A 22,142-nucleotide genomic window follows, 5' to 3' on the forward strand; every position below is an offset into this window, starting at 1 on the left:
GTTAACGAAAAAACGCCAGCCTTGATGGGGCTGGCGTTTTTGTCTTTGTGAGGCGTCAGCGTGTGCTAACGATGCGTTGCCGTCGACTATTCGCCGCTGTCTGGCTCGTTCCCGACCGTCACCGGCAGGGTTAAACTCTCACCATCGCGAATAAGGGTAATCGAAAGCGTTGTGCCAGGACGCGCATCGGTGACAATATCCATCGCCCCACGGGCACCTTTAACGGGTTTATCGTTAATTTTAATGATCAAATCTTGCGGCTGAATTCCCGCCTTTTCTGCCGGTCCGCCTTTATCCATGTCCGCCACCATGACACCGCGCTGTTGCTCGGCATCAAGCAAGCGCGCCATCACTGGATTGACGTCACGACCATCGATACCAATGTAGCCTCGGATCACGCGTCCATCAGCAATTAATTTATTCATGATCTTTTCGGTTAAGCGATAGGGAATGGCAAAGGAAATCCCGTAGGTTTCCAGATCGGTTGCCTGCTGAAACGAAGCGGTGTTGATCCCCACCAGCTCACCGCGGCTATTCACCAACGCGCCGCCGGAATTCCCTCGGTTAATCGCGGCATCGGTTTGTAGAAAGTCTTGGCGGCCATAAAAGCTCATCCCAGTGCGGCCCGTGGCGGAGATAATGCCGTAAGTGGTGGTTTGCCCGAGGTTATACGGGTTACCAATCGCAAGAACGGTATCGCCAACGGTAGGTTGATAGTCTTGGTTGACCGGGATCACGGGTAAGTTTTCAGCTGGAACTTTCAGCACCGCCAGATCCGTGCGTTGATCTTTACCGACCATTTGCGCGGTAAAAATACGGCCGTCTTGCAGGGCAACAATCACCTGATCCGCTTTGGCGACCACATGGTAATTGGTGACCACATAGCCTTTGGCGCTCATGATCACGCCCGAGCCAAGTCCTTGGGTATTGAGCTGCAAACGGTCGCCGCGAACGTAATTGCGGGTATAAATATTCACCACTGCGGGAGAGGCACGCTTGACCGCATAACTGAACGAGACAAGCTCGGGCTGCTGGACCTCATCGAAATCGGGTAAGGATGAAACACTAAAAAGGCCTGAGCGTAGATCAGGCACCGCAACCAAAATTAGGGCGGCAGTGAATAAGCCAATAAGCGTGGAGCGAACCAATAGTGTCAGCATAAATGATGCTATCCTCAACGAAGCCAACTGCGAGGCTAGAGGATAGCATTGCAACAATCGTTTGTGGAAATGCAAAGCGGTGAGCTTTGTACAAAAAATGCCTGCCAAGTGGCAGGCATTTTGCGTGAGGCAAAGGCGGGATTAACGGATCACTAAATACAAGGAGCCGTTGTCTCGGGCGATGTTCAGAGCCAGCACATTCGGCTTGTCTTCCAAAATCTTACGTAAATCACCGAGGTTTTCGACTTTATGTCGGTTTACCCCGACAATCACATCCCCTTCGCGCAGCCCGTAGCGCGCCGCGAGAGAGCCTTCTGCGACCGCAGCGACTTCTACACCGGCAGGATCGCCATCATGGTTTTTCAGCTCAGCGCCTTTCAACGCCTTATGCAGGTCATCGGCTTTGGCTTGCGTCTGGCTCGCTTCTTTCAGCGTGGTTTTGGCCGTGATGGTTTCGCCATCTCGGATCACACCCAGCTCAACGTCTTTGCCTGCGCCTAAGGTCGCGATTTTTGCGCGTAGCTCGCCAAAGGTACGGATACTCTTACCGTTGACCGAAACAATAATGTCGCCGGCTTTTAAGCCAGCCTCTTCGGCGGCAGAGTCCGGCATCACTTGGCTGACAAACGCACCATGTTTGGTGGCAAGGCCAAATGCATCTGCCAACTCAGAGGTCAGCTCACGGCCGGTCACGCCCAGCATGCCGCGGCGTACCGAGCCATATTCGAGAATTTGGTCGACCAAGCTTTTCGCCATGTTGGCTGGGATGGCAAAACCAATCCCGACGTTGCCGCCATTGGGGCCTAAAATCGCGGTGTTGATACCAATTAACTCACCATTAAGGTTCACCAACGCGCCGCCGGAGTTACCGCTGTTAATCGCGGCATCGGTTTGAATAAAGTTTTCAAAGTTTTCTAAATTCAAACCACTGCGTCCGAGCGCAGAGATAATCCCTGAGGTGACGGTTTGCCCCAGTCCAAAGGGGTTACCAATCGCGACGGCAAAATCACCGACGCGTAGTGCGTCTGAATTAGCCAGTTTGATTGCAGTGAGGTCTTTCGCTGCGTCATCCAGTTGCAGCAGGGCAATATCTGACATCTCATCGCTGCCAATTAGGCGTGCGTCATATTCACGGCCATCTTGCAGCTGGACGCGAATTTGGTCGGCGTCATCAATCACATGATGGTTGGTAACAATGTAGCCTTTGTCGGCATCGATAATGACGCCAGAGCCTAAGCCGCGGAATGGGCGCTCTTGGACTTGCTCAGAAGGCATGTTGGGGCCAAAGAAAAAACGGAACGCTTCGGGAACACGTTGTTTCGAAACTTTATTACCCTCGACAGCGATACTGACCACGGCAGGAGAAACTTTCTCAAGCATTGGCGCCAAGCTAGGCATGGTCTGACCGCTCACCGCTTGAGGAAGTGCCGCATGGCTAGGAAGAGGAGAAAACGCCGCGCCAAGGGTCAACGCGGCAACACTAATCGCTAGTAAAGACTTTTTCATCATAGACTCACTCCGATTGTCCGAGTATGGATAAGAGTGGGGTCTATCTTAAAAAGTTCAATCCTTGATCAACTCACGCGCGATTTTCCTTCTTCTTTCAGTAGCCCAGAGCCAGTGTCAGAGTAATCGCGTGGCGGTTGATCGCCGTCAGTGGCTTCTTTAATCTCGGTGATCTTGCCCAAGCGCTTCGCAAAAGGATTATCTTGCTCGGGTAAATTCGGCATCAGATCGGAAGACGTTTTTGCCATATGCTGATACAGCTTGCTGTAATCCTTCGAGATAGTATCGAGCAGATCAGCACTTTGGGCGAAATGATCGACCAACTCTTGGCGATATTGCTCCAGCTCGTAACGTGACTTTTCCAGCTCCCTTTTTAAATCTTTTTGTTGTTTGAGGTCACGCGTAGTCATGCGGGCTATCAAAAAGCCAACCGCTACGCCGATGATGAGAAAGATCAGGCTATTAATCCAAGCCATAACTGCTCCTTGTAGTCACAAGTTGACCAACCACAGATACCATTTTCCCGCCTAAAAAGACAAGCGAAACGCCTCTGCTTGTTTCAACTTTAGCGCACTGTTTTGAGAAAAGTGAAGGTTGGTGATTGCTGCTCACTATACATGGCAATCGTCTGACGTGGTACTATCGAGGCAGGCGAATAACACGAGGCTTTCAAGGAATGACGCCGCTCGAACATTATAATAACGATCTGACCCAAAACGATTTTATTGAAGACCCCGCACAGCGTATGGCCGTTGAGAAACTCGATGCGCTCTATCACCGCTTACTACAAACGCCTGTGGTTGCGCCTAAGCCTGATAAGCGTGCTTGGCTACCATGGCGTAAATCGACCCCCCAACCGATCACACCGGTTAAAGGACTTTACTTTTGGGGCGGTGTCGGACGCGGTAAAACCTATCTGATGGATACCTTTTTCCATGCGCTACCGTTTGAAAACAAAATGCGCATGCACTTTCACCGCTTTATGCATCGGGTGCATCAAGAGTTAAAAGCGTTGGATGGTGAGGCCGATCCGCTTTGGCAAATCGCGGATAAATTTGCCCAAGAGACACGCGTTTTGTGTTTCGATGAATTTTTTGTCTCTGATATCACTGATGCGATGATCCTCGGCACCTTAATGGAAGCCCTGTTTGCACGCGGTATTACGCTGGTGGCCACATCAAACATTGTGCCAGACGAGTTATATCGTAACGGCCTGCAGCGACAACGATTTTTACCCGCGATTGATTTAATCAATCAGCATTGTGAGGTGGTAAACGTTGACTCGGGGGTGGATTATCGCCTGCGCACCCTCACTCAAGCAGACATTTTTCATCACCCCTTAGGTGACAGTGCTCGCGTCAAAATGGACGACTACTTTCGTAAGCTCAATGGCGAGGGTGGGGTGCGCGATGATGTGATTGAAGTGAACCATCGCGCGTTGCCAACCATTGAAAATGGTGATGGTGTCGCGCATTTTAGTTTTGCTGAGCTGTGTCAGTCCGCACGTAGTCAAACCGATTACATGGAATTGGCGCGTTTGTATCACACGGTATTGCTGGCCGATATGCCGCAACTTCAAGCTAATCAAGAAGATGCTGCCCGCCGTTTTATTGCCCTAGTGGATGAATTTTACGAGCGTAACGTTAAGCTGATCATTTCTGCAGCGGTGCCGATGGACAGCCTCTATGCGGGCGAGCGATTGCGGTTTGAGTTTGAACGTTGTCAGTCGCGCCTTATCGAGATGCAAAGCCACGAATACCTTGCATTGGCGCACTTACCATAGGCTGTCGCGCGCCTGTTGGCGCTTTGCGCATCAGGCGGTTGCTAAACAATAACCAGTTGCGCATTTTGGTGGGATTTTTTTTGAAAAAGAGGTGATTTTTTCTCCACTCTTCCCTATAATCCCGCAACCCACCGTTACTGTTGAAAGGCTTAGGCCGAGGGTACCACCACTCGAAGGGGTGTTGTATGGACTCTTAACAGTGGGAGCTTCGGCTCCTTAAGTGAAACTTATTAAATCGGGTAATCATTAGCATGAAAACTTTCGTTGCTAAACCAGAAACTGTAAAACGCGACTGGTACGTTGTAGACGCTGAAGGCAAAACTCTGGGCCGTCTGGCTACTGAAATTGCATCTCGTCTGCGTGGTAAGCACAAACCAGAATACACCCCTCACGTTGACACCGGTGACTACATCGTTGTTATCAACGCTGAGAAAGTTACTGTAACTGGCCGCAAAGCGTCTGACAAAATGTACTACAGCCACACTGGCTACGTAGGTGGCATCAAGTCAATCAGCTTCGAGAAGCTGATCGCGCAAAAACCTGAGCTGGTTATTGAGAAAGCCGTTAAAGGCATGCTGCCTCGCGGTCCTCTAGGTCGTGCGATGTACCGTAAACTGAAAGTTTACGCGGGTTCTGAGCACAAGCACGCGGCACAACAACCGCAAGTACTAGACATCTAAGAGGAATATAGCAATGGCAGAACAATACTACGGCACTGGTCGTCGCAAAAGCTCCGCAGCTCGTGTATTCATCAAGCCGGGCAGCGGTAACATCGAGATCAACAAGCGTTCTCTGGACACTTACTTTGGTCGCGAAACTGCTCGCATGGTTGTTCGTCAGCCACTAGAGTTGGTTGAGATGATCGACAAGCTGGACCTGTACATCACCGTTTCTGGTGGTGGTATCTCTGGTCAAGCGGGCGCTATCCGTCACGGCATCACTCGTGCACTGATGGAATATGATGAGTCTCTACGTCCTGCACTACGTGCAGCTGGCTTCGTGACTCGTGACGCGCGTAAAGTTGAGCGTAAAAAAGTGGGTCTGCGCAAAGCACGTCGTCGCCCACAATTCTCGAAGCGTTAATTTACGCCCGAGCAATATTTGCCTCAAAAAGCCTGGTGGTTACACCGGGCTTTTTTTATGTTTGCACCAAACGGCTTACAAATATATTTCCTTTCAAAACAGCGTATAAGCACGCATTTTCCAACATTTCTATTACCCTTTCCTTAATTCTGTGCACACCGCTCACATTTGTTACAAAAAGGTAGCTTTATCTTGTCAAAAAGTAGGGTTTTCTCTATCATCTAGCCGACGTAATAGCAGCTAAGATTTAATCGAACTGATCCCGGTCAGCCGTTATTACATATTCGTTTTTGAGTTAGCCGTACGCTCCATGGACGCAAAGGACACAATAAAAATCCAAGCGGGAGCACATGGGAGAATGTTGGATGAGCAATGCGCCAGTGAATACCGGCCGACGCCGTTTCCTGACTGCGACGACGTCAGTTGTTGGCGGTTTAGGGGCCGTAGCAGTTGCCGTGCCTTTTATTAAGTCCTGGAACCCAAGCGCCAAAGCAAAGGCCGCGGGGGCGCCAGTTGAAGTCGATATCAGTAAACTGCAAGACGGCCAGATGATCCGCGTCGAATGGCGAGGAAAGCCTGTATGGGTGGTCCGTCGCAGCCAAGCAATACTCGAAGAGTTGTCTACGTTTGAAGACAGACTTCGTGACCCCGCGTCTGAGCAACCTCAGCAGCCAGGGTATGCAACCAATCAAACCCGTTCTATCAAGCCAGAAATCTTTGTTGCGGTTGGTATTTGTACCCACCTTGGTTGTTCACCAACCTATTTGCCAGACAGCTTTAGCGAGCAGGTGAGTGGGGTGAAAGCCGGGTTCTTCTGCCCGTGCCACGGTTCCAAGTTTGATATGGCCGGACGCGTATTCCAAAGTGTTCCAGCGCCGCTTAACTTGGTGGTGCCGCCTTATATGTTCTTGGACGACAAGCGCATACTCGTGGGACAAGATGAGGGGAATGCGTAATGGAAAATTTCCTGAACTGGGTTGAAAAACGTATTCCAGCGATGAATGCGTACCGTAAACACATGACCGAATACCCTATGCCGAAGAACTTTAACTTCTGGTATATGTTCGGTGTGTTGGCGATGATTGTTTTGGTTAACCAAATTCTTACAGGGATTTGGCTAACCATGAACTATGTGCCGTCAGCAGAAGGCGCGTTCGCGTCGGTTGAATACATCATGCGTGATGTGGAATACGGCTGGCTGCTCCGCTACATGCACTCCACCGGGGCCTCGGCCTTTTTCGTGGTGGTGTATCTGCACATGTTCCGCGGGTTAATTTACGGCTCGTATCAAAAGCCTCGTGAACTGCTGTGGCTGTTCGGTATGTTGATTTTCTTGGTGCTAATGGCCGAAGCCTTTATGGGCTATCTGCTGCCATGGGGTCAGATGTCATACTGGGGCGCGCAGGTTATCATTTCTCTGTTTGGTGCCATTCCGGTTATCGGTGACGACCTCACCCTGTGGATCCGTGGTGACTACGTCGTTTCTGGCGCAACATTGAACCGCTTCTTTGCGCTGCACGTCATTGCGTTGCCGATTGTGCTGCTGTTGCTTGTTGTGCTTCACGTACTGGCACTGCACGAAGTGGGCTCAAACAACCCAGACGGTATCGATACCAAACTGCCAAAAGGCAAGATGGGCGACGATTACCAGTCACAGTTTAAGTTCCACCCTGACTACACCAAGAAATATGACATCATCGATTCGATCCCTTTCCACCCTTACGGGACGGTGAAAGATCTGATTGGTATCGGTGTGTTCGGCATCTTGTTTGCCTACGTCATTTTCTTTAACCCTGAAATGGGCGGCTATTTCCTTGAGCCACCTAACTTTGAAGCGGCGAACCCGCTGAAGACGCCTGAGCACATTGCCCCGGTTTGGTACTTCACGCCTTTCTATGCGATTTTGCGTGCGATTCCAGACAAACTGATTGGGGTTATCGCCATGGGTGCATCGATTGTGGTGCTGTTCTTGTTGCCATGGCTTGACCGCTGTCGCGTGCGTTCATACCGCTACCGCAGCAAGTTGCACTTGGCGAACATTGTGCAATTCGTGATTGCCTTTATCGCTCTGGGCATTCTCGGTGCGTTGCCTGCGACGCCAACTTATACCTTGCTGGCGCAGATCTTCAGCTTCTGTTACTTCATGTTCTTCGTGCTGTTGTTCTTCTACAGCAAAAATGAAGCAACAAAACCGCTACCAGAGAGGGTGACATTCAAATGAAAAAATGGATTGTAATGTTATGCGCGCTGTTGCCCTCTTTGGCGATGGCCGCCGGTGGTAATGTTCATTTGGACGATGCCAACAACGACTTAACGGACAAAGCCTCATTGCAACGTGGTGCCAAGCTATTTATGAACTACTGCTTTGGTTGTCACGCCACGCAATATCAGCGCTATCAGCGTGTGGCTGAAGATCTCAACATCCCGAAAGACTTGATGGAAGATAACCTCATCTTCGACAAAAACGCCAAGTACGGGGATTTGATGAAAAACGCCATGTCGCAAGAATCGGGTGCCAAATATTTTGGTGCCCCAGCGCCGGACCTCACCTTGGTGGCGCGCGTGCGTGGTGTCGATTGGCTATACACCTATTTACGCTCGTTTTATGTTGACCCTTCTCGTCCATTTGGCGTGAACAATACAGTCTTCCCTAATGTGGGTATGCCACACGTGCTCGAAGAGCTACAAGGGACACCGCGTAAGGTTTACGAGCAACGTATGGTTGACGGTAAAATGGTTGAAGAGTTCGTTGGCCTAGAATCTGATGGCAACGGTGAGCTCAGCTCCGGCGAGTACGACAATGCCGTGCGCGATCTGGTTAACTTCCTTGAATATGCCGGCGAACCTGTAAAGCTAGAGCGTCAGCAACTAGGTTGGTGGGTGATTGGCTTCTTCGTGATATTCCTTATCTTGGGTTACCTACTCAAGAAAGAATATTGGCGCGATGTGCACTGATCGGTTAATCTAGTGTGTTGCTAATCCGCAATGGGGACGCTTTGTCCCCATTGCTTTCTATTGATATTGAACATCCTGGAGGGGTTGATGGCTGTTGCTGCCAATAAACGCTCGGTGATGACGTTATTCTCTGACGCATCTGATCTCTATAGTCATCAGGTACGCATCGTCCTCGCAGAGAAAGGTGTCAGTGTAGAAATTGAGTTGGTAGATCCGAACAATCTGCCTGAGGACTTGGTTGATCTGAATCCTTATAACTCTGTTCCGACCTTGGTGGACCGTGAACTTGCGTTGTATAACGCAGACATCATCATGGAATACTTGGATGAGCGTTTCCCTCACCCGCCATTGATGCCAGTTTACCCGGTTGCGCGTGCGCAAAGCCGTTTGATGATGTATCGCATCAAACGTAACTGGTATACCTTGGTTGAAAAGATCAGCCACGGTAGTGCTGATGAGGCCGACAAGGCACGTAAACAACTGCGCGAAGAGCTACTGGCACTGGCGCCTGTGTTTGCGGAAAGCCCGTACTTCTTGAGTGAAGAGTTTAGCCTTGTTGATTGCTATCTTGCACCACTGCTGTGGCGTTTGCCTGTTCTGGGCATTGAGCTGGCAGGCCCAGGCTCTAAAGAAGTCAAAGACTACATGACGCGTCTGTTTGAGCGTGATTCATTTCTCGCCTCACTGACAGAAGCTGAACGTGAAATGCGACTAACGGGTCAATAATGTCTACATCAGAATTCTCGATGACACCACGCCGCCCTTATTTGGTGCGTGCTTTCTATGATTGGTTACTCGATAACGAGCTCACTCCGCACATGGTTGTTGATGCAACCTTGCCGGGCGTGCAGGTGCCGTTTGACTATGTCAAAGACGGTCAAATCGTTCTCAATATCGCGCCACGCGCGGTTGGTAACCTTGAACTGGGTAACGAGTTCGTCAGTTTCAATGCCCGCTTTGGCGGACGGCCACAACAGGTCAATGTACCGATGTCGGCCGTGATGGCTTTGTATGCTCGCGAAAACGGCGCCGGCACCATGTTTGAAATGGAGCCTGCGTATGCCTCGTCAGAAGATGAAGAGATGCCATCGGGAGCCTTTGATGAACTGAACATCGATGATGACGAGCCATCGTTGGTGTCGGTCGATAGCGTCGACGATCCGGAAGCCTTGCCACAAGCCGAAGAGGATGAGATCCCAACTGCTCCGGCGAAAAAAGGGAAACCGACCCTGACTGTGGTGAAATAACCGATCTTATCGCTGTTTATTGAAACAGCCCGATCGCTTGATTAGAAAAGCCAGCTTAATGCTGGCTTTTTTGTTGACCTTGATAAGAACACAAGGGCTAGTCGGCGCGGATAACGAGTGCTTAGTGATTTTCGGTCATGATCTCGCGAGAGAAAACCTTTTCACAGTATTTGCAGCGTAGTTTGACATCTTGCTGCTCGGTTAACACCCGAAAGCTACTGACCACTGCAGGTTCACCGTGCGTGATACAGTTACTGTTCGGACAGCGGAACACACCTTGAATCACCTCGGGTAATGTCAGCGGCAGCTTAGCGACCACTTGATACTCTTCGATTTGATTCACTGTCGCTTGAGGCGCATAAAGTGCCAGCTGGCTGGCTTGATCTTCGCTGATCACCACGTTTTCAATTTTGATCAAATCCTTGCTGCCGAGCGCGGAAGAGGGCAAGTTCAAGCCAATGGTGATCCGTTCTTCACTGCCATGCATTTGAAAGAGGTTGAGGATCTTAAAGCCAATGTGCGCTGGAATATGGTCAATCACAGTGCCGTTGCGAATCGCTTCTACTTGTAGTTTGCTATCAGTGTTCATTAGGCGACTCCTTCCACTTGTTCATTTAACACCAAGGCCAATAGTGCTTCGCGCGCGTAGACCCCATTTTCGGCTTGCTCAAAGTAATACGCATGCTGGGTTTTATCGACATCCACGGTAATTTCATCCACCCGTGGCAGTGGGTGCATCACTTTCATATTGGGTTTCGCATCACGCAACATCGCGGCGTTTAAGATAAACGCAGCTTTGATATGGGCGTATTCTGACTCATCGAAGCGCTCTTTTTGCACACGGGTCATGTACAGCACATCCAACTCAGGCACCACTTCTTCAATGCTGCTATGCAGGCTGTAAGGGTGGCCCGCCGCGGTGAGCTCATCGAGCAAGTATTCGGGCATGGCAAGCGCATCGGGGGCGATATAAAAGAAACGGTTCCCTTCAAACTTGAATAAGGCTTGAGTGAGGGAGTGCACGGTACGGCCATACTTCAGATCGCCGACCATGGCAATGTTGAGGTTATCCAGACGGCCTTGGGTTTCATAAATGGAGAACAAATCCAGCAAGGTTTGGGTCGGGTGCTGGTTCGCACCGTCGCCGCCATTTACCACTGGCACACCTTCCGAAAACTCTGAGGCCAAGCGGGCAGCGCCTTCTTTGGGGTGGCGCATCACAAAGCCATCCACATACGATGAAATCACCCGTACCGAGTCAGCCAAGGTTTCACCCTTTTTACCTGATGAGGTATTGCCGCCATCAGGAAAGCCAATCACCGAGCCGCCTAAGCGCTGAATGGCCGTTTCAAACGACAAGCGTGTGCGGGTGGAGGCTTCAAAGAAGCAACTGGCAATCACCTTGTTTTTTAGCAGCGTCGGGTTAGGGCGTGCCTTGAGTTCGCCCGCCGTGGCAACGATTAACTCCAGCTCGTTGCGGCTGAGCTCGGGAATGGAAATAATGTGTTTGTTATACAGGGTATTGGCCATAACGCGAGTCCCTTTCTTTGCAGTGTGCTACAGGCAAAAAAAAACCTCCGAAACGGAGGTTTTTACGATCACGACCAATGCGGGTGCTGTCCCCCTGAGGGGCGGATAGCGCGCTGTTTGTGGGTGGAATAACAAACATATCGACTGGCCGTGTAATGAAATCTGGCCGAATTATACGCGCCTTTTTGTGGGGTGCAAGCAAAAGTGCAATCGTTTACGCCTGTGGTTTTACGAGTGTGGCGACCATCACAGCCTTGATGGTATGCATGCGATTCTCTGCTTGATCAAAGACGATCGACTGCGCAGATTCAAACACCTCTTCAGTCACTTCTAGGCCATTTAATCCATATTGTTCAGCCACTTGCTTGCCCACTTGGGTCTCATCATTATGGAACGCGGGCAGGCAGTGCATAAATTTCACCTGAGGGTTTTGTGTCGCTTGCATCAAGGCTGGGGTGACTTGATAAGGCGTAAGCGCGGCCACGCGTTGTGCCCATGCCGACTCGGGCTCGCCCATCGATACCCAAATATCTGTATACACAAAATCACAGCCTTCCACCGCGGCAGTTTCTTCACTTAAGGTGATCGACGCGCCGGTACTGGCGGCAATATCTTGGCAACGCGCGACCAAACCCTCGTCGGGCCAATAAGCCTTGGGCCCAATCAGGCGTACATCCATTCCCATTTTAGCGGCGCCTACCAGCAGGGAATTGCCCATGTTATTGCGCGCATCCCCCAAATAGGCAAAGGCGATTTGATTAAGCGGCTTGTCACTGTGCTCTTGCATGGTGAGCAGATCAGCAAGGACTTGAGTGGGGTGAAAGGTATCCGTTAGTCCATTCCAAACCGGCACGCCCGCGTAGGCTGCCAAGGTTTCCACCACATCTTGCCCAAAACCGCGATACTGAATGCCATCGTACATTCTTCCCAGTACGCGCGCGGTATCTTTGATGGTTTCCTTATGGCCAATTTGCGTACCGCTCGGGCCGAGATAGGTCACTTGTGCGCCTTGATCAAACGCAGCAACCTCAAAGGCACACCGCGTGCGCGTGGAGGTTTTCTCAAAAATCAACGCAATATTCTTACCCTTTAGACGGGCAACTTCTTCACCATTGGCCTTTGCCGCTTTTAACATCGCAGCGTCGTCCACCAAATCTTGGATCTGCGACGGGGACAGATCTAACAGTGTGAGCAGTGAGTGTTGGTAGAGGTTGCTTTTCATATCTATCCCTGTTTATGGCTTATTTATGAATATAAAACCAATAAAAATGTTTAATTATTCTTTTGGATAGTAAGGGGAGAGACGATGGGATGCAAGCCTATTGCCCCACGCAAGCGCAACATGTTGACCAAAAATCTATCATTCTGATGTTTTTCTGACCGGGGAGGGGCTTTTTAAACGACAGCTGACACGCCTAAAAAACCAGCGACAAACTCCGCGCGCCTTTTACCAACCCATAGCACCTCAATGACAGAACACCGCTGGCATCGCGAGATACTGATTTTGTCCTCAAGGGCAACGACAAAAACGAAGGAGAAAGTGATGAAAGCACACAACAAAGCACTCACCCTAAGCGCATTGATGATGATGGTTGGTTTAGCTGGTCCTGCTATGGCAAACGATGAGCCAATGCAGCCAGCAAACGGACAGCCTGCCGTGACCTGCCCAGACGGAGGCACCGACTGTGATACCCAGCCGATGCCAGAAGAAGACAACAGCACTTGGCCTGCTGAAGAAGAGAACACTTGGCCAGCCGACGACACCAGCCAAGACCCTGCGATGCAGTAAGGCAATATAACCTAAGCAAAGCGTGAGTGCCGCCACATTGGCGGCGCTTGTTTTGCTTTTACCGCGCTAAGTGCTCAAAAAGCATACTGAATTCACCCCCCTTACAGCTAGACACCCTGTCGGGCATCCCCTATAATCCCAACCCACTCGGCCCCTTAGCTCAGTGGTTAGAGCAGTCGACTCATAATCGATTGGTCCCCAGTTCAAGTCTGGGAGGGGCCACCAGTCATAGCAAGGCGTAGAAGGTTAGTACCTACTACGCCTTTTTTGTGCCTACTGATTTTTAGTCAAACACTTAGTCAAACAAGAACGCACTACTCTTGCTGTTTCGCATCAAAATAAATCAGGTGACAAATCGATAGCTCAAAACGCTGGATTAGGGGAGAGAAATAGAAAAGCCCTAATAGCTGCGTTTGCAAGGGCTCCAATTGCCCAAGGAGCGCACCTTCCATCAGGGCTTAAATTCGTTGGTGAGAGCAATAATCTAGCTCAGTGTTCACAGCTTATGAGGATAAACGTTTACTACGTGAACACAAATGGCATATAGCCGATAGATCTTCCGAGAGGATTGTGCGAACTATAGAAAAAGTCCCAATGGCTGCGTCGGCTTGGGCTCCGATTGCCCAAGGGGCGCTCCTTCCATCGGGACCGAGCCACAAAACTAGTGTCCAAACTAAGTCTTGTCAATCGAGACTGGTCTAGCATTTATTTGATGTGACTATTTATCGAGATAGGGGTAAGTCCGCCAACCTAACCTTTCGCTGTGCTAAAGCCCACCTTTGTACCCATATCACAAAACATGTGCCATCTAACATTTTGGATAACAGCGCACGAAAACCCACACACGGCTTGATACACTCATCTACAAATCTGCCAATACGATGGCTTGTTAGGTGCCGACAACTGATCGGCGGTAGCATGGCTGAACACTGGATGCTTAACCCGATTATCGACTAGAGACTGCCAAAAGCGTGCACGCTTATCCGTGACCGATTCACACTATCCCAGAACGGTTGACAAAAAGATCCTATAAGTCATGCGGTTACAGCTTGACGCTTGGGGATAGTGTGAATACCAGAATAGAGATAGGCGGCATGCACACTTTCGCGAAAGGCAGTATCCATTAGAGGTGATAAATTCAATTGGTAACAGCTAGTTAGCTAGAAAAGAGTGCGTATAACGGTTTTGGGAAATCGCGCATGCGCACTAATGCAATGTTACAAGTACATAAAAAGTTGAGGAAAAATGAAATTTTCAGACATTAACTTTAATTATACTGATGCACAGGAAGAGCGCATATATGCTCCTGAACTTATTGACTCTGCTTACGTAGATATCAATAACATTACAGAGGAAGTATTAAAACCAAATAAGTATTTAGTTCATGGACCAAAAGGTGCGGGAAAGTCTGCATTAGCTTCAAAGTTGAAATTTATGTCTGAATCACAATGGGATTTCTTTTGTGACATCGATGATATGGAGGAGTTTGAGTTTAATTTGCTCAAAAAAACTTCAGGCATATCTGGTGAAAAAGTTGGAGGCAGCGTAACTGTATGGAAGCTACTCTTATACATAAGAATTATTTCTTTATATCAGGATAATATTTTTTTAACTGATTCTGGGAGCACAATAAATGCATTGTTTTCTGATCTTAAAAAATATGGCTTTCTTTCATCTAATAGCTTATTACAGGTTGTTCAGGAAACATCTAGGAAAGGCTTATATTCAAAGTTTTCTACTACCATTGCATCTTTTCAAGGCAAAGCCGAAAAAGCAGCAGATTCAAAAGTTAAAGACCCTGCTGAATTGGTAGAAGCGATAGAATCAGCGTTGAAGGAATTACCCGAAATCACTTCGAAGCACTACTTAGTTATTGATGGTTTAGATTATTTACTACGAAATGGTAGAGGATTTTCTGGTTACTTAGCTGACTTAATTGCTGCTGTTCGTCAAGTCAATAATTATTTTTCGGAACTAAAAAACCAAAGTAAAGTAATCGTTCTTTTCCGAGATGAAGTTTTAGCTCTTGTTCCAGACCCTAATCTAACAAAGCGAATAAATGATAACGGAATACCATTAGATTGGTATGACAAAGAAGGTAAGCCATTTGACAGTTACCTATTGCAGGTCATTGAAAGTAGAGCTCAAACTGCAGGGTTTAATAAGGATATTAAATACTTATGGAAGGAGTGGTTCCCAGTAAAAATAGCTAATAAAGATAGCATATTATTTGTATTAGACAGTACACGATATTTACCTAGAGATCTAATTAGCTTTTTCCGTTCACTTCAAGCTTTAAAAAAAGAACCACCTTTTAATGACCAAGATATTTTTTCAGCATTAAATTCGTACTCAGACTGGTTTGCTTCTGAACTGAGCGATGCATTGGTTGGGTTGGTAGATGAGAACGTTAGAGATTCAATTGAAGGTATATTTTCAGAAATTGGCCCTAGATTTGATACCAATGATTTCAAAGAAAGCCTAGAAGAATATGGTTTAGACAAAGAGCATGCAGAGAAGATAYTGCACACTCTCTTCAATACATCATGGATTGGAAACGTATGGACAAAATATGATAGCCCTCGTTATGCTTGGAAACATCGAAGAAAAAAATCAGTGTTTTCTCCGCGCAAAAAATCGGTGGTGCACAATGGACTTCTTAAATCGCTGAGTTTGAGATAAATACTTGTAACAAGGCGCTCAATAATGACAAAAAACGCTTCGCATTTTTTGCATCTTAGCTTTGCGTTAAGCTTCTGTGGTAGTTTAGGATTTTACAGGAATTAATAAAATGGGAATCAACCAACGTGACATTAAAAAACTTTTCAGCTTGTCTGCTGGGAGGTGCAATATCTGTCGTTGCCTACTTATTGAGGATGACGTTCAAATTGGTGAAATGGCTCATGTCATAGCTCGAAGTTCTGGTGGACCTAGAGGGATAAATGGAAAATCAAATATAAATACATATGATAATTTAATATTGCTTTGTGCTAACCATCACAAAGAGGTGGATTCAAAGCCTATCGATTACTCCGTGGAAAAACTATTAAAGATAAAAAAAGATCACGAAGAGTATGTGAAGAAAAGTTTAGATAATACTTCTGATTACTTTGAAGATCTATCATCTTTAAATACGCTGTTTGAATATATTCCTATTCTTGAATTTCGGGGGATGGCCTTAGATTTACCCAATAAAACATCTATAGATTTTGATGCTCGAGACATGTTTGAAGCTTTTTTGAAGGGTAATCCTCAGTCTTACCCTTTTTGTGACTCCACTCTGACGCAATATTGGGAAAATTTTATCTATAAAATGGATGAGCTAGATGTTTGGTTGAGTGGTCACCTACGAGGAACCAGCTTGGTTAGTAAGGACAATATGTTCTCCGGAGAACCATTTACTAACATTTATGTTAGTAAAGAACGAGGATGTATTGTTTTAAATAAAGCAGCACTGTCTTGGGAGCAAATTGACTTAGTAAATGAAAATGTCTCCAAGTTGGTGCAAGAGTTCCTTTACGCTCACACAGCTCTTGTCGATTATATTCGTTATAATTTTAAAAACATAAAATGGTGATAAAGCAGCATAATAAACGTATTAATGAATAGACGTCTAAAGCTTGGCTGGAGCTCGTTCCTCGCTGATTTTAGCCAAGCTTTATCCGCCCATTATAAGGGCGCTGGCGGATCTTAACTGAGCTCCATCGTATGAGTTAGCCGTTGATATTCCCTGATGGCCCACTGATATTTAGTCAGCTTAATCAGATATCGCCGATAGTTTCTGACCTCGCTACCAAGACGACGTATCGAGAATACGCGACGATGCTTAATGGTGTTGGTTTTAAAGTGATAATGCCAACCTGCTTGGGTCGCCACTAAGCCATTCCACCACATTAAGATATCGGCAAGCAGGGCAATAAGTAGCAAAATATTGAGCCGTTTTGCACAGTACGTTCGATTGTGTCGAAGCGCTATACCGTAGGTGGTAAATGACCAAGGTTGCGTCTTATTTGGTGAGGGTTAAATCAGCGTCGTCGAGTAAGGCTTTAGTGGCAAAAGTAAGAGGATAAGTAAGCCGTCTTTTGTGAATATTGAGGCACTGCTTTGACAGTGTTTGTAGTAGAATTTGGTCATCACGAATCGTTAGCATCGCCATTGAATCTGTCTGTATCGAGTGTGTTTTAGGCGAAATTCATTAGATCAGAGGGAGCGATGCGTATCTACCTCATTGTTTCAAATTATATTTATGAGGGGATTCGCTAGGTGTGGGCGTTATGGCTCTAATGATAAAATAGGATTTTTGAGATGAAACGAGATATGTCATTAATTCGTGAGATTCTCTTCTCAATTGAGGAGCATGATAAGGTTTTGCCCGTAGACGACTTCTCGTCCGAGGTAATCGAATATCATGTAAATTTGCTTACTGAAGCGCAACTAGTTGAACGCTCTTCTTTCGGAATAGATTTTTCATTTGTTACAGTAACCAGACTGACATGGAAAGGACATGAATTCCTAGACAGCATCAGAGAAGAGCAAGTTTGGAACACAATAAAAAGTGAGTTTAAAGAAGCTGGAATATCAACAATTGCCAAAGTAGGTAGAGAGTTAGCTGAGGGTTTTGCTAAGAAGAAAGTCGAGGAAATACTTGGCTCCTAGCCATAACAAACGAGTATGTCGTCAATCCTAAATGTTAGCGAAATTTTTATTCCACATCATGCCGTCTCTGAGCATCGAGTTTAAGATCACTACCATCGCGCACACAGGTAATAATGACGAATTTATCGGCTTTCGACGGCGCTAATCGAGATACGTAGCTTTTAACGTTTAATAAATTAACGCGTGAAAAATATTCATGGAGAATGACTTTTCCGTGTTCATCCACCGCGTGAAGAGAAAAGCGGTGCTTGGCGAGATCAACGCCACAAAAGAATTGAGTAGACATGGTTACCTCCGGTATTAAAGGCCGCACCTAAGTGTGGCAGATCTTCAAGAGGGGGAATCCATGTCATTCGTTATGTCTCTATTACATCGATTATGCAATCTTTTCAAAATAATGCATAAATTTTATGTACGTTTCATAAGTACACATAGAAGGATAATTATGAAATGGCTAGAAACTTTAGTCTCAAACTTTAGCAGTAAAAAAGAAACTGTTGCGGATGAGCTACTACACACTCCTAAAAATTTGTATTCTCGAACTTTAAGGCGAGCAAAAGGCAGGGCTTTAGCATATTTGCAGTTGGCGAATAGAGATTTTAAGTTCTCAGTGCAAGCGTTTAAATTTGTCGAATCCTCAACATCTACGATTTCTACGAAAGAGCTGAAACATGGCGTATTATTTTTGCAAAGTCATGTACGCTCTCTCGAAAGTAGAAAGTCTTATTTGGTTATATATGCTGCACTACTTGCATCCTTTATAGCACTATTCAAGTTACTAGGGATTATATACTTGTCTATAGTAGTTGCGGCAATCGTACTTCCTGTAGTTGCAAGTGATAGGGTGTTCATGACTCACCGAGTTCACCTCCTAGAGGATCTTGTAACCTATTTACAATTGGTTATCGATGAACGTGAAAGCGATACATAACAAGTGCTTAAAGGGGATTATGGACTTGATCCGTGTTACTGGACACGCATCGACGACCTGAGGAGGTCAGTATGCCAGCCTATAAAACGGGTAAAAAGACAGCGCAATATTCATCGAGATAGATAGTTTGGTATGGGCAGTTCCCTGAAAAACTGGTAACGCTTTTAAGCAGAATAGTAGAGAAAGAATGAACGAAGAAATATCGACAGAACACGAAGGTGTCGTCCATACAGCCGCATATTCAATATTTGACGATGTACTTACGGTTTATCTGCCAGATGGGACCACTAAAGACACTGAGCTAAGAGGCCTTAAGCCTGAATCAACGGCAAAGGCTCATCTTCGTGCTTACATCAAGAAACACACTTAAAAAGCTTCAGCAATCCCTCCTGCTAAGGTAGCCCACGCTCTGCGCCTTTTCGGGCTCAGCTTTGCCTGCATATATCTAAAAAGCTTCCCCATTTCATCTTCGCCTGTGCGAGGCGTTAGGGTTTGTTCGGCGTTGACCCTTTTCCGCTAAAATACAGTTATTCACAGAACTCCAAGTAAAAGCGCATCTGTCTTCAAGACAGATGCCATTCGTTGGTTCGGGTGATGATGGCCTTTCCGCCTGCTGAGATGCCTTTAAGCACCTTTAAAAGCTCGTCTTCGCTGTACATGGACGTTTTCACCACGCCTGTATCACTATCAAAAGCCAGCTCATAATGAGGGGCTATAGCCTGCTCTGTGCGCTTGCAGAATACGCCACCCATCAAATCTGTAAAGCTTTTCCAGTTGCCTTTGTCGGCTGCGTCGTGAATGTCCTGTACTAGCTGACTTTCTGCCATCATTGCCTTTAAACGACGTAATTCACGCCAAACTGTCACCGAACATCCTCCCAGTTGTTGAAATTGGCGAATGCCCCAGCATGCCGCCCATGCATCGACGCGCGCCGCTGCACATTTCGGATCTTCACCGTAGATACCTGCATCAAGATGATCACCGTCGATGTTCTTTGAAATGTACTTCGCGATATACCCCGTCGCTGAGCCCTTGTTCGGGTCAATCTTCACTTCCGTAAAGCGGTGCTGCTCTGCGCCTGTTTCGTCGCCATCTTCCCGTAAAGCGTAATCTCTCATGGTAGTGATGAGGGTGTCGTAATGCGCAGGTTCGACGAACAACAATAAATGCCAATAGGGTGTACCGTCGTGCTGTGGCTCCACAACCCGAAAGCCATAGAATCGCACATCCTCGCGCTGTAGCTTGGCACGCATAAGCTTCCAAATATCATTGAGATAATCCTGAGCCTCAGCAGGCGTAGTGGTTAACCAAAATTGGCCTCGGTGTAAGAGTGTGTGAGAACAGAGATCCGTTCAGCAGAATCAGAGTAACCAAATTCGACAAGTGCGGCTCGGTAGTTTTGTAACGCTTCTGGCTTGGTTCAAATCCCGTATGCATTCCCACGCGGGAGCGTGGGAACGAGTTTAGCGGCGAGCTCGGCTGAGCTATACCACTGCTAGTAGATTGCACAGTATGCAAAAAGAGTATAATTTTTACTCATGCGTGGATTTGAATTCGATGAGAACAAAAGCAGGTTAAATGCGACGAAGCATGGAATTGACTTAAAGACCGCGTAAGGTTTGTAGGACGATCCTTATCTTATTGAAATTCCTGCCAAGAAAAGCGATGAGCCAAGGTATGTGGTGATCGGCATGTTAAACGGTAAGTATTGGTCTGGCGTAATCACATCTCGTGGTAACAATATTCGGATCATTTCTGTCAGGCGTTCACGGAAAGCGGAGGTGAGCTTATATGAAAGCGCATGAATTTGATGCCAAGTTTGAGAGTGACGATGACATTGTAGATGATCTTGCTCTATTGAAAGCTAAGCGTCCAAGACAAACCCAGAAACGGGTGAACGTGGACTTCCCCGAGTGGATGTTAGCCTCCTTAGATCGTGAGGCTAGCCGGGTGGGCGTAACACGTCAGTCAATCATTAAAATGTGGTTGGCAGAACGGCTGGAAAATGTATCGCATCATCACACACACGAATAATCTACGTATAAACGCGCTAACGTTAAGCATCGTAACAGGGAGTTGACTTAGTCACTCCCACGAACGAGCGCGGGAACGCGTCAGTATGTGAACGAATACTATTAACTACCATGCTTGTTATTACGACAAAAAACGCAGCCCTGAGGCTGCGTTTTGTCTATCTAGCTCAATGAAACCAAGCCTGGATTATTTAGTTGGTTCGATAACCAGAGGCTCCCACGTAGCGGTGGCGTTGCCGCCAGCACCGACGTGATCTTGGTAGGTGCGGTCTTTGAGGAGGGTGTAATACACGTCCACAAAGTCATCATCGTTGGTGAGCCAGCCGTCGGGGATGGCTTCGATGATCTTACCGGTGATTTTGGTGATCACGCCGTAAGCTTGCACTTCAAGATCGGGGATTGCTGCAATGATATCGCTAGCAATTTCGTTGAGTTTCAGCGCCAGCTCTTTGTAGTTGGTGCCGTCGTCTTGTTCCATCAAGATAACGTCCGCGGCGCCCCAACGATAACGCTCCCAGTGGATCATTACCTGATTAGGATGATAGGTGGTTTTGTCGTAATCCAAATAAGGCATATCCACAATGTCGAGCGTTGGCTCGTCACGGCTTGGGTTTACACCGGTCACAATGGCATACACTTCCGCCGCACCTGAGATCCAAGGCTCTTTGTCATCCTCAAGACGAATCGTTTTCAGCACTGTGGTGTGAATGGGTTGTGGCTCTGCTGCCATCATTGGGGCGCTGCGACGGACACGCGGTGCAGGGTTTTGCTCTGCGAGGGTGCGGCGCATCACTTCTAGGCCAGCTTTCAGTGAGGCTTTGCCATTGGTGTCGACCACTAAGACAGGACGGTCTGGCATTTGGTAGACGTCGAGCCAATGGGTATTGCCTTCAATATCAAATGCTTCGATTTGCGTCCATGTTTGCTCATCGCCAGCAGGTTCAAAGGCGAACAGCGGCGATTGACCTGCTTGCCAGCGTGCGAGCATGCTTGGGTCGGCCAAGCGAACTTCGAGCAATTGGTCGGCCACTTCTTCGACGCCTTGCGCTTCACGCAATGCACGGTCGGCGCTGTATAGCTGCGAGTCAATGCTGCGTTTACTGCGCGCGCTACGCGTTTGGGGCTCGGTGAGTGATGAGAGCGACGCGCTTAAGCTGTAGCTGTTAATGCTACGGTGCAAGGTCGGCGCAATCAGCTTGTACTGTTGGCTCAGTTGTTTGGCGGTGTCGCGCTTGATCTCTACCACGGTGTTGTCTGCACTGCCGGCAAAAGCAGGAGTGAAAACTTGAGTAAGACCGGCAAATAGCAGCGAAATCAGTGTTTTTTTATTCATCGCATTTCCTTTTTGTTGTGTTCCAACTGACGTTAGCGAGGCTAACGTTTTGTATCTTGCGATGCTTGTCTTCAAACACGCTATCTCAAATAAAAAGGGCTGTGAGCACAGTTCACAAAAAAACTGAAACTCTAAT

At 47.5% G+C, this 22,142-nt stretch carries 22 protein-coding genes, 1 tRNA gene and 4 pseudogenes; 16 read left to right on the top strand and 11 right to left on the bottom strand.

All coding sequences use genetic code 11. The features are described 5' to 3' along the window. Positions 1–86: 86 nt before the first annotated feature. The 3 genes from degS to zapG form a co-directional block, all read right to left on the bottom strand. Positions 87–1,160, bottom strand: a complete 1,074-nt coding sequence (gene degS, locus BZG82_RS00770; RefSeq protein ID WP_077764952.1) for an outer membrane-stress sensor serine endopeptidase DegS — start codon at positions 1,158–1,160, stop codon at positions 87–89. 141 nt (positions 1,161–1,301) lie between these two features. Beyond that, a complete protein-coding gene (locus tag BZG82_RS00775) occupies positions 1,302–2,666 on the bottom strand; it encodes a Do family serine endopeptidase (RefSeq protein ID WP_101494742.1) in 1,365 nt (454 codons plus the stop codon). A gap of 68 nt (positions 2,667–2,734) precedes the next feature. Continuing rightward, entirely contained in the window at positions 2,735–3,142 is a 408-nt protein-coding gene (gene zapG / locus BZG82_RS00780) for a Z-ring associated protein ZapG (RefSeq protein WP_077479449.1), read from the bottom strand. 200 nt (positions 3,143–3,342) lie between these two features. Between zapG and zapE the strand changes: the two genes are divergently transcribed. The 8 genes from zapE (at position 3,343) to sspB (ending at position 9,734) form a co-directional block, all read left to right on the top strand. Beyond that, a complete protein-coding gene (zapE, locus tag BZG82_RS00785; protein WP_077764953.1) occupies positions 3,343–4,449 on the top strand; it encodes a cell division protein ZapE in 1,107 nt (368 codons plus the stop codon). 251 nt (positions 4,450–4,700) lie between these two features. Then, positions 4,701–5,129 (top strand): 50S ribosomal protein L13, encoded by a 429-nt coding sequence (gene rplM, locus BZG82_RS00790; protein WP_077456388.1) that lies wholly within the window; start codon positions 4,701–4,703, stop codon positions 5,127–5,129. A 13-nt stretch (positions 5,130–5,142) separates the two neighbouring features. Then, positions 5,143–5,532 (top strand): 30S ribosomal protein S9, encoded by a 390-nt coding sequence (rpsI, locus tag BZG82_RS00795; RefSeq protein ID WP_069588094.1) that lies wholly within the window; start codon positions 5,143–5,145, stop codon positions 5,530–5,532. Positions 5,533–5,897: 365 nt separating this feature from the next. Next, positions 5,898–6,488, top strand: coding sequence for a ubiquinol-cytochrome c reductase iron-sulfur subunit (petA, locus tag BZG82_RS00800; protein WP_069588092.1), 591 nt, complete (start codon positions 5,898–5,900; stop codon positions 6,486–6,488). Continuing rightward, positions 6,488–7,753, top strand: coding sequence for a cytochrome b (locus BZG82_RS00805; RefSeq protein WP_069588091.1), 1,266 nt, complete (start codon positions 6,488–6,490; stop codon positions 7,751–7,753). Before petA ends, BZG82_RS00805 begins: the two co-directional genes overlap by 1 nt. After that, positions 7,750–8,487, top strand: coding sequence for a cytochrome c1 (locus BZG82_RS00810; RefSeq protein WP_077662367.1), 738 nt, complete (start codon positions 7,750–7,752; stop codon positions 8,485–8,487). Before BZG82_RS00805 ends, BZG82_RS00810 begins: the two co-directional genes overlap by 4 nt. Positions 8,488–8,574: 87 nt before the next feature. After that, a complete protein-coding gene (sspA, locus tag BZG82_RS00815) occupies positions 8,575–9,213 on the top strand; it encodes a stringent starvation protein SspA (RefSeq protein WP_069588088.1) in 639 nt (212 codons plus the stop codon). Then, positions 9,213–9,734: a ClpXP protease specificity-enhancing factor gene (sspB, locus tag BZG82_RS00820; RefSeq protein ID WP_077479446.1), complete on the top strand. Its 522-nt coding sequence runs from the start codon at positions 9,213–9,215 to the stop codon at positions 9,732–9,734. Before sspA ends, sspB begins: the two co-directional genes overlap by 1 nt. A 121-nt stretch (positions 9,735–9,855) precedes the next feature. On the opposite strand, the gene pyrI is transcribed toward sspB, so the two are convergent. From pyrI to argF, 3 genes are all read right to left on the bottom strand, one after another. Beyond that, positions 9,856–10,323, bottom strand: coding sequence for an aspartate carbamoyltransferase regulatory subunit (gene pyrI / locus BZG82_RS00825; RefSeq protein ID WP_069589977.1), 468 nt, complete (start codon positions 10,321–10,323; stop codon positions 9,856–9,858). Further along, positions 10,323–11,264, bottom strand: coding sequence for an aspartate carbamoyltransferase (gene pyrB / locus BZG82_RS00830; RefSeq protein ID WP_077764954.1), 942 nt, complete (start codon positions 11,262–11,264; stop codon positions 10,323–10,325). The genes pyrI and pyrB overlap by 1 nt, the downstream gene beginning before the upstream one ends. Positions 11,265–11,478: 214 nt before the next feature. Continuing rightward, positions 11,479–12,486 carry an ornithine carbamoyltransferase gene (gene argF / locus BZG82_RS00835; protein WP_077479444.1) on the bottom strand — a complete coding sequence of 336 codons (1,008 nt, stop codon included), beginning with the start codon at positions 12,484–12,486 and terminating at the stop codon, positions 11,479–11,481. 321 nt (positions 12,487–12,807) lie between these two features. Between argF and BZG82_RS00840 the strand changes: the two genes are divergently transcribed. From BZG82_RS00840 to BZG82_RS00855, 4 genes are all read left to right on the top strand, one after another. Further along, on the top strand, positions 12,808–13,053 hold the full coding sequence (locus BZG82_RS00840; protein ID WP_077481436.1) for a hypothetical protein: 246 nt from the start codon (positions 12,808–12,810) through the stop codon (positions 13,051–13,053). A 149-nt stretch (positions 13,054–13,202) separates the two neighbouring features. Next, positions 13,203–13,278, top strand: a tRNA-Ile gene (locus BZG82_RS00845). Between the two features lie 1,020 nt (positions 13,279–14,298). Next, positions 14,299–15,735, top strand: coding sequence for a P-loop ATPase, Sll1717 family (locus BZG82_RS00850; protein WP_077764955.1), 1,437 nt, complete (start codon positions 14,299–14,301; stop codon positions 15,733–15,735). 109 nt (positions 15,736–15,844) lie between these two features. Next, positions 15,845–16,630 carry an HNH endonuclease signature motif containing protein gene (locus BZG82_RS00855; protein WP_077764956.1) on the top strand — a complete coding sequence of 262 codons (786 nt, stop codon included), beginning with the start codon at positions 15,845–15,847 and terminating at the stop codon, positions 16,628–16,630. Between the two features lie 113 nt (positions 16,631–16,743). Here the strand turns inward: BZG82_RS00855 and BZG82_RS00860 are convergent, their stop codons facing one another. Further along, on the bottom strand, positions 16,744–16,980 hold the full coding sequence (locus BZG82_RS00860) for a hypothetical protein (protein WP_241837332.1): 237 nt from the start codon (positions 16,978–16,980) through the stop codon (positions 16,744–16,746). 378 nt (positions 16,981–17,358) lie between these two features. Between BZG82_RS00860 and BZG82_RS00865 the strand changes: the two genes are divergently transcribed. Next, positions 17,359–17,709, top strand: coding sequence for a DUF2513 domain-containing protein (locus BZG82_RS00865; protein WP_077764957.1), 351 nt, complete (start codon positions 17,359–17,361; stop codon positions 17,707–17,709). 27 nt (positions 17,710–17,736) lie between these two features. Here the strand turns inward: BZG82_RS00865 and BZG82_RS16700 are convergent. Both BZG82_RS16700 and BZG82_RS16130 read right to left on the bottom strand, forming a co-directional pair. Beyond that, positions 17,737–17,833, bottom strand: a pseudogene (locus BZG82_RS16700) (IS110 family transposase); the annotation flags it as partial. A gap of 45 nt (positions 17,834–17,878) precedes the next feature. Beyond that, a pseudogene (locus BZG82_RS16130) lies at positions 17,879–17,995 on the bottom strand (IS110 family transposase); the annotation flags it as partial. Positions 17,996–18,154: 159 nt separating this feature from the next. Here BZG82_RS16130 and BZG82_RS00875 point away from each other — a divergent pair. Further along, the gene (locus BZG82_RS00875) at positions 18,155–18,640 is read left to right on the top strand and encodes a hypothetical protein (protein WP_077764959.1); all 486 of its coding nucleotides are present in this window, start codon (positions 18,155–18,157) and stop codon (positions 18,638–18,640) included. Positions 18,641–19,203: 563 nt separating this feature from the next. On the opposite strand, the pseudogene BZG82_RS00880 reads toward BZG82_RS00875, so the two are convergent. Further along, positions 19,204–19,941 (bottom strand): annotated as a pseudogene (locus tag BZG82_RS00880) (replication endonuclease); the annotation flags it as partial. Between the two features lie 237 nt (positions 19,942–20,178). On the opposite strand from BZG82_RS00880, the pseudogene BZG82_RS00885 reads away from it, so the two are divergent. Further along, positions 20,179–20,445 (top strand): annotated as a pseudogene (locus BZG82_RS00885) (BrnT family toxin). Further along, positions 20,432–20,674: a type II toxin-antitoxin system BrnA family antitoxin gene (gene brnA, locus BZG82_RS00890; protein ID WP_077764960.1), complete on the top strand. Its 243-nt coding sequence runs from the start codon at positions 20,432–20,434 to the stop codon at positions 20,672–20,674. Before BZG82_RS00885 ends, brnA begins: the two are co-directional and overlap by 14 nt. A 186-nt stretch (positions 20,675–20,860) precedes the next feature. Here brnA and BZG82_RS00895 read toward each other — a convergent pair whose 3' ends face one another. Further along, on the bottom strand, positions 20,861–22,006 hold the full coding sequence (locus tag BZG82_RS00895; RefSeq protein WP_077764961.1) for a DUF3103 family protein: 1,146 nt from the start codon (positions 22,004–22,006) through the stop codon (positions 20,861–20,863). Between the last annotated feature and the right edge of the window lie 136 nt (positions 22,007–22,142).

It is taken from the genome of Salinivibrio sp. PR5 (genome assembly GCF_001996085.1).
GTDB lineage: Bacteria > Pseudomonadota > Gammaproteobacteria > Enterobacterales > Vibrionaceae > Salinivibrio > Salinivibrio proteolyticus.

What these genes read in the sequence shown, in the direction of transcription:
- degS (WP_077764952.1), bottom strand. Translation starts at nt 1,160, where the DNA reads ATGCTGACACTATTGGTTCGCTCCACGCTTATTGGCTTATTCACTGCC.
- BZG82_RS00775 (WP_101494742.1), bottom strand. Translation starts at nt 2,666, where the DNA reads ATGAAAAAGTCTTTACTAGCGATTAGTGTTGCCGCGTTGACCCTTGGC.
- zapG (WP_077479449.1), bottom strand. Translation starts at nt 3,142, where the DNA reads ATGGCTTGGATTAATAGCCTGATCTTTCTCATCATCGGCGTAGCGGTT.
- zapE (WP_077764953.1), top strand. Translation starts at nt 3,343, where the DNA reads ATGACGCCGCTCGAACATTATAATAACGATCTGACCCAAAACGATTTT.
- rplM (WP_077456388.1), top strand. Translation starts at nt 4,701, where the DNA reads ATGAAAACTTTCGTTGCTAAACCAGAAACTGTAAAACGCGACTGGTAC.
- rpsI (WP_069588094.1), top strand. Translation starts at nt 5,143, where the DNA reads ATGGCAGAACAATACTACGGCACTGGTCGTCGCAAAAGCTCCGCAGCT.
- petA (WP_069588092.1), top strand. Translation starts at nt 5,898, where the DNA reads ATGAGCAATGCGCCAGTGAATACCGGCCGACGCCGTTTCCTGACTGCG.
- BZG82_RS00805 (WP_069588091.1), top strand. Translation starts at nt 6,488, where the DNA reads ATGGAAAATTTCCTGAACTGGGTTGAAAAACGTATTCCAGCGATGAAT.
- BZG82_RS00810 (WP_077662367.1), top strand. Translation starts at nt 7,750, where the DNA reads ATGAAAAAATGGATTGTAATGTTATGCGCGCTGTTGCCCTCTTTGGCG.
- sspA (WP_069588088.1), top strand. Translation starts at nt 8,575, where the DNA reads ATGGCTGTTGCTGCCAATAAACGCTCGGTGATGACGTTATTCTCTGAC.
- sspB (WP_077479446.1), top strand. Translation starts at nt 9,213, where the DNA reads ATGTCTACATCAGAATTCTCGATGACACCACGCCGCCCTTATTTGGTG.
- pyrI (WP_069589977.1), bottom strand. Translation starts at nt 10,323, where the DNA reads ATGAACACTGATAGCAAACTACAAGTAGAAGCGATTCGCAACGGCACT.
- pyrB (WP_077764954.1), bottom strand. Translation starts at nt 11,264, where the DNA reads ATGGCCAATACCCTGTATAACAAACACATTATTTCCATTCCCGAGCTC.
- argF (WP_077479444.1), bottom strand. Translation starts at nt 12,486, where the DNA reads ATGAAAAGCAACCTCTACCAACACTCACTGCTCACACTGTTAGATCTG.
- BZG82_RS00840 (WP_077481436.1), top strand. Translation starts at nt 12,808, where the DNA reads ATGAAAGCACACAACAAAGCACTCACCCTAAGCGCATTGATGATGATG.
- BZG82_RS00855 (WP_077764956.1), top strand. Translation starts at nt 15,845, where the DNA reads ATGGGAATCAACCAACGTGACATTAAAAAACTTTTCAGCTTGTCTGCT.
- BZG82_RS00865 (WP_077764957.1), top strand. Translation starts at nt 17,359, where the DNA reads ATGAAACGAGATATGTCATTAATTCGTGAGATTCTCTTCTCAATTGAG.
- BZG82_RS00875 (WP_077764959.1), top strand. Translation starts at nt 18,155, where the DNA reads ATGAAATGGCTAGAAACTTTAGTCTCAAACTTTAGCAGTAAAAAAGAA.
- brnA (WP_077764960.1), top strand. Translation starts at nt 20,432, where the DNA reads ATGAAAGCGCATGAATTTGATGCCAAGTTTGAGAGTGACGATGACATT.
- BZG82_RS00895 (WP_077764961.1), bottom strand. Translation starts at nt 22,006, where the DNA reads ATGAATAAAAAAACACTGATTTCGCTGCTATTTGCCGGTCTTACTCAA.